5 protein-coding genes are annotated in these 5072 nt (G+C 38.1%); 3 read left to right on the top strand and 2 right to left on the bottom strand.

The features are described from left to right. The first annotated feature begins 42 nt into the window (after window positions 1-42). Window positions 43-321: an N-acetyltransferase gene (locus H5162_RS04065; RefSeq protein WP_182777761.1), complete on the top strand. Its 279-nt coding sequence runs from the start codon at window positions 43-45 to the stop codon at window positions 319-321. Window positions 322-380: 59 nt separating this feature from the next. Here H5162_RS04065 and H5162_RS04060 read toward each other — a convergent pair whose 3' ends face one another. Further along, window positions 381-1430: a GGDEF domain-containing protein gene (locus tag H5162_RS04060; RefSeq protein ID WP_182734307.1), complete on the bottom strand. Its 1050-nt coding sequence runs from the start codon at window positions 1428-1430 to the stop codon at window positions 381-383. Between the two features lie 745 nt (window positions 1431-2175). Beyond that, window positions 2176-3087 carry a LysR family transcriptional regulator gene (locus tag H5162_RS04055; protein ID WP_182777760.1) on the bottom strand — a complete coding sequence of 304 codons (912 nt, stop codon included), beginning with the start codon at window positions 3085-3087 and terminating at the stop codon, window positions 2176-2178. 155 nt (window positions 3088-3242) lie between these two features. Between H5162_RS04055 and H5162_RS04050 the strand changes: the two genes are divergently transcribed. After that, entirely contained in the window at window positions 3243-3710 is a 468-nt protein-coding gene (locus tag H5162_RS04050) for a DoxX family protein (protein ID WP_145233063.1), read from the top strand. 110 nt (window positions 3711-3820) lie between these two features. Continuing rightward, window positions 3821-4636, top strand: a complete 816-nt coding sequence (locus H5162_RS04045) for a class III extradiol ring-cleavage dioxygenase (RefSeq protein WP_257326135.1) — start codon at window positions 3821-3823, stop codon at window positions 4634-4636. Window positions 4637-5072: the final 436 nt, after the last annotated feature.

Below are 5072 nucleotides of genomic sequence, written 5' to 3'. Positions count from 1 at the left end.
TAATACGCTAATACGCTAATACGCTAATACGCTAATACGCTAATGGCTTTTGGTCAGTTTTATTTACGTATTGGTCGTTGTCATCTAGGTAGGTTAGTGGTTAACCCGGAGTATCGTGGCTGTGGCATTGTAGCAACACTAATTACCCAGCTCAGTGAACTAGGTCAATTAACTTTGGCTACGCAAACATGTTCTTTATTTGTATTAGCTCATAACAAAAGTGCGATTAAAGCGTATAAGAAACTTGGCTTTGTACTTGCTGATTACCCAGAGCCAATACCACTTGCTAATTGTTTGTATATGACAAAGACACCAGGCTAAGTTTAATCAGTGGTTATACTCAGTGGATTCAGTGTTTAAAAAATTACAATTCAGTTCGGTTACATAACACCGTTGGCAACATGGTCGGTTTGTTGATCACTAATAACCACTTGATCCCGGCCTTTTGCTTTAGCAATATATAAGCGTTTATCGGCTTGGTCTAACAGTGTTTTAATTGAAGCATTGGCATCATAACTACTGCTAATTCCAACACTTACTGATAAATTAATAGTGTTTCCTTTAAAACGTAAGCTATGCCCTCTAATTGCATCACAGAGTTTTTGAGCAGTTACCTGAGCTTGATTAAGAGATTGATCTGGAAGTAATAAAGCAAACTCTTCACCACCAATTCGCGCAGCAATATCGTTATCATTTAATTGTGCCATGATATGTTGCGCTATCCATTTTATAGCGGTATCACCTGTGCTGTGACCATATTTATCATTAACACTTTTGAAGTAATCAATATCGATCATAACTACCGAAAATGATTGCTGATATGCAACACCTTGTTTGAGAAGTTTTTCACCTTGCATAAAAAAACCACGTCGATTTAACAGACCTGTTAATACATCGTGATTAACTAGACGCTGAAGGTTTTCTTCAATATTTACAAATAATAAAAACGGCAATACCAATGCTGTAGCAGTGGCTAGTATTATATGGCTTACTAAAATTGCTTGTAGCCAAAGACTATAATCAGTTGCAGAATTACTAACCAAAGGAGCTGCTAACATAAATACTTGTATATACATGATGAGAGAGTGGCTAATAAAACAGCCGGACAAGATTTTTTGTTGCATTGGTGCTACGCATTTCATCTTATAAACTAAGTATGCACCGTAAATAAAGAGTGTTGCAATAACGAGACTTGTCACCAATTGGCCTGCTGTAATCGCATAGATTGGTAGTAACACAATTGCACTGGCAATCACTAAGGTTAAAAAGTGCCGATTAGTATTTCTAGTTAGATTAGTTACTTTCTGCAAACCAATAAGAGCGAGTATAGGACTGATTATGATGCACATATCTGCCAGATAGTGCGTAATAAAAGGGCTATCAAGTACTATCCGTAGACATGCTAAGATTTGCGAGACCACAAATATCATACACGACCCGCCTAAGTATAAATAGCAGGGTTGTTTTTTATACTTATAAACGGTAAAAAAAAAGCCGCCGATCAGGACATTCAAAAGTAACGAGATGCTAATCACAGTGGGTAAATGTAGCATTATGAATCTGCCTTGTTTAATCGTGCTGCTTCAGCAACTATTGGTATAGTTATTATATATTGGTATTCACGAATTAACATAATTAGTGCGCAATTTATGATTAACGGGTGATAGGCCATCAAAGCTAAACTTGTTAGGTTCGAAAGTGGCTAAACTAATAAGTATATTACCATCAGTTATAATCCAATGAGCTAGCAGTAAAGATATCAGATTGGAATTATTTACGCGAGGTGTTGTTATCGTAAAATTGCAACACAATTAAATTACTGCTCATTAAGATCGCCGTTTTTAAAATTGGTACTAGCATATAGTAAACGAGGTTATTACGTTGCTAAGTTAATAATGATAGAGCTCTAATTTTGTTCAGTAAGATCAAATTAATCGCGCTATATTGTTAAGCGCCTGTTCCAAACTCGTCACAGGTATAAAAGGCGTTAGAGCACAGCAGGATAAGGAGTGATCATTGGCTTAGTTGTTCAGGTAAGCTTTTTTACAGTAAGTAAAGTACCCGCTAAAATTGTATAAGAGTTATGACGTGTAATAATTGTTAAACGGTAGCACTACCGCAGTTTTATCCACATGGCTAAACTTATATAATTCAATCGACATTACTCATTAATTATTAGGTTACTACTTTGTCCCAATATGGTGGCGTACCATAGTATCCGTTTATAAAATCAATAAAACACCTGATTTTATGTGGTAGTAATTTTCGGTGGGCATAAACAACATATAAACCAACAGATCCCGTTGCAAATTGAGGTAAAACTTCGATCAACTTGCCACTATTAATGGCTTCACTGGCGATAAATGTAGGCTGTAATGCGATCCCTGCACCAGCGATAGCACAATCAACCAATACATCCCCATTATTACTTTGAAACTCGCTACTACGTTGCGTGTTTTTTACCCTTAACCACTGATATAATTCGTCTTTAGTATCCATTTCTGTGTAGCTATAATGCAAGTATCGGTGGTTTTTTAGGTCTTCAGGTTTTTCAGGAGTACCATGTTTTTCAAGGTAGTCAGGTGAGGCACATAAAATTAATCTAATGGGCGCGACCTGCTTGGCAATCAAAGACGAACTTTTGAGTCGACCAATACGCAGTGCTACATCATAACCTTCATCAACAATGTCAACTTTGCGGTCGTTCAGTTGCAAATCAACATTAACAAAAGGGTAATGTGATTGGAACTCAGTCACTAATTTACCCATGTGTTTTAACGCGAATGACACTGGAGCACTTATTCTCAGAGTTCCGGTTGGGTGCTGCTGTAAGCCCCCTAATTGTGAATCCATTTCATCAATACTTAACAATATCTGTTGCGCATGCTGAAAATAATGTGTGCCAGCTTCAGTGAGGCTTACTTTACGGGTAGTGCGATTTAGTAACCGTACAGCAAGGCGTTCTTCTAGTTTAGAAACGTACTTACTAACCAATTGTGGTGAAAGTTGTAAGGTTGTTGCCGCATTGCTAAAACTACCTTCGATCACCACAGATACAAAGGCTCGCATTGCATCAATTCTATCCATAATTTTTCTCATATTTAAATTGATTAACAACATTTTGTTGTTAATCATTCTTTATTTGTCATCTTACTCCGCCATGACATTGATAGTAAAGTGTACTTATCCCAACAGGGTCTAATTAAAACGTAAATAAATACTTTGCTAAAGAGGAACAAATAATGAAACTAATAAACACGATACTAAAATCAGATGCAGGACTTGCCGCTTTAATACTTCGCGCGCCAATTGGTTTGATTTTAGCTGCACATGGATCACAAAAATTGTTTGCTTGGTTTGGTGGTTATGGTCTGGAAGGTACAGGTCAATGGATGGCGAGTATCGGTATTACTCCAGGTTATTTAATGGCATTACTCGCAGGCAGTGCTGAATTTTTTGGCGGTTTAGCATTATTACTTGGGTTATTGACTCGTCCTGCTGCACTTATTTCAGCATTTACCATGCTAGTGGCTATTTTTTCAGTACATATAGACAATGGCTTGTTTATGGCAAATAACGGCTACGAATATGCACTGACACTGTTTGTGGTACTGATTGCGCTAACATTACAAGGTGGGGGTCGTTTTAGTATTGATAACTTTATAGCGAATAAATTAACGTCTAGGCAGTTACAGTCCAAGCATGTTTAATCACTATTATGAAATGACGTGGATTACGGATAAATCCGCGTCTTAGCTTTGTGTTAGTTTAACTATCAAGGTTTACTTGCTCATGTTAAGTGAGCTTGTTTGGAGTAACTATGAATAATGTAGACATTGCATTTATCTCTCATGGTGGCGGCCCAATGCCACTGTTAAATGAACCAAACCATACACAATTGGTTGCTTATTTAAAATCACTTGCAAGCACGCTAAAAAAACCAAGTGCCATTTTATTGATTAGCGCTCATTGGGAGGAGTCAGTAGCTACTATTACTGCCAATGCTGCACCGGGAATGATTTACGATTATTATGGTTTTCCGCCAGCTGCCTATCAAGTGCAATACTCAAGTCAGGGAGAGCCCAAGTTAGCTGAAAAAGTACAACAAGTGTTACAACATGCTGGTATTGAAGCGAAGTTAGATCATCATCGCGGTTACGATCATGGTTTGTATGTGCCTTTAACATTAATGTACCCAGCAGCCGATATACCCGCGATTCAACTATCACTAGTGAATAACTTAGATGCTGCACAGCACTTAGCAATCGGTAAAGCGTTGCAATCTTTGGATTATGAAAACTTATTAGTTATTGGCTCTGGTTTTTCGTTTCATAACATGCAGGCATTTTTCGCGCAGGATAATCAGCAGAGCCAAATCAATAACCACGAATTTGAACAGTGGCTACGATCGACCTTAAGTGATAACACCGTGCCTGAACCAAAGCGTAATTTAATGATGCAAAACTGGCATAAAGCGCCTCATGCACGTTATTGTCATCCGCGAGAAGAGCATCTATTACCACTGCATGTATGCTATGGCTTAGCTGGCAGAGCAAGTGATGAATATGAAAATGTTACTATTTTCAATAAGCAATCAAGCGCATTTGTATGGCGAAGGAAAGAGCTGGGTATTTAATATTTGAATCATTGATCTTCTGTGTAGAGTCAAATCGTGGCGGGCATTTTTTAATTTATTTATTCAGAATTGATACGACTGAGTGGATCCGAACCACTGACCTTTGGACCGGGTGAGCAAGAGTAGGTAGTGCTTTTTCTTGATATAATTTCTATTTATGAATTGGTACGACTGAGTGGATTCGAACCGCTGACCTTTGGACCGGGTGATCAAGAGTAGGTAGTGCGCTAATCAACTGAGCTAAGGTTTACGAATTGAGGATGTTAGTGATTAAGATTGGTACGACTGAGTGGATTCGAACCGCTGACCTGTGGACCGGGTGATCAAGAGTGGGTAGTGCTCTAACCAGCTGAGTTGTAGTTTACTTAAGATTTATAAAGTAGGTTAGGCTGATTTTTGTTTTTACTTGAATTGGTACGACTGAGTGGATTCGAAC

This window comes from Pseudoalteromonas sp. SR41-8 (assembly GCF_014163915.1).
Lineage (GTDB): Bacteria > Pseudomonadota > Gammaproteobacteria > Enterobacterales > Alteromonadaceae > Pseudoalteromonas > Pseudoalteromonas rhizosphaerae.
This window is presented reverse-complemented; position numbering and strand designations above follow the sequence as displayed.

What these genes read in the sequence shown, in the direction of transcription:
- H5162_RS04065 (WP_182777761.1), top strand. Translation starts at nt 43, where the DNA reads ATGGCTTTTGGTCAGTTTTATTTACGTATTGGTCGTTGTCATCTAGGT.
- H5162_RS04060 (WP_182734307.1), bottom strand. Translation starts at nt 1,430, where the DNA reads ATGATATTTGTGGTCTCGCAAATCTTAGCATGTCTACGGATAGTACTT.
- H5162_RS04055 (WP_182777760.1), bottom strand. Translation starts at nt 3,087, where the DNA reads ATGGATAGAATTGATGCAATGCGAGCCTTTGTATCTGTGGTGATCGAA.
- H5162_RS04050 (WP_145233063.1), top strand. Translation starts at nt 3,243, where the DNA reads ATGAAACTAATAAACACGATACTAAAATCAGATGCAGGACTTGCCGCT.
- H5162_RS04045 (WP_257326135.1), top strand. Translation starts at nt 3,821, where the DNA reads ATGAATAATGTAGACATTGCATTTATCTCTCATGGTGGCGGCCCAATG.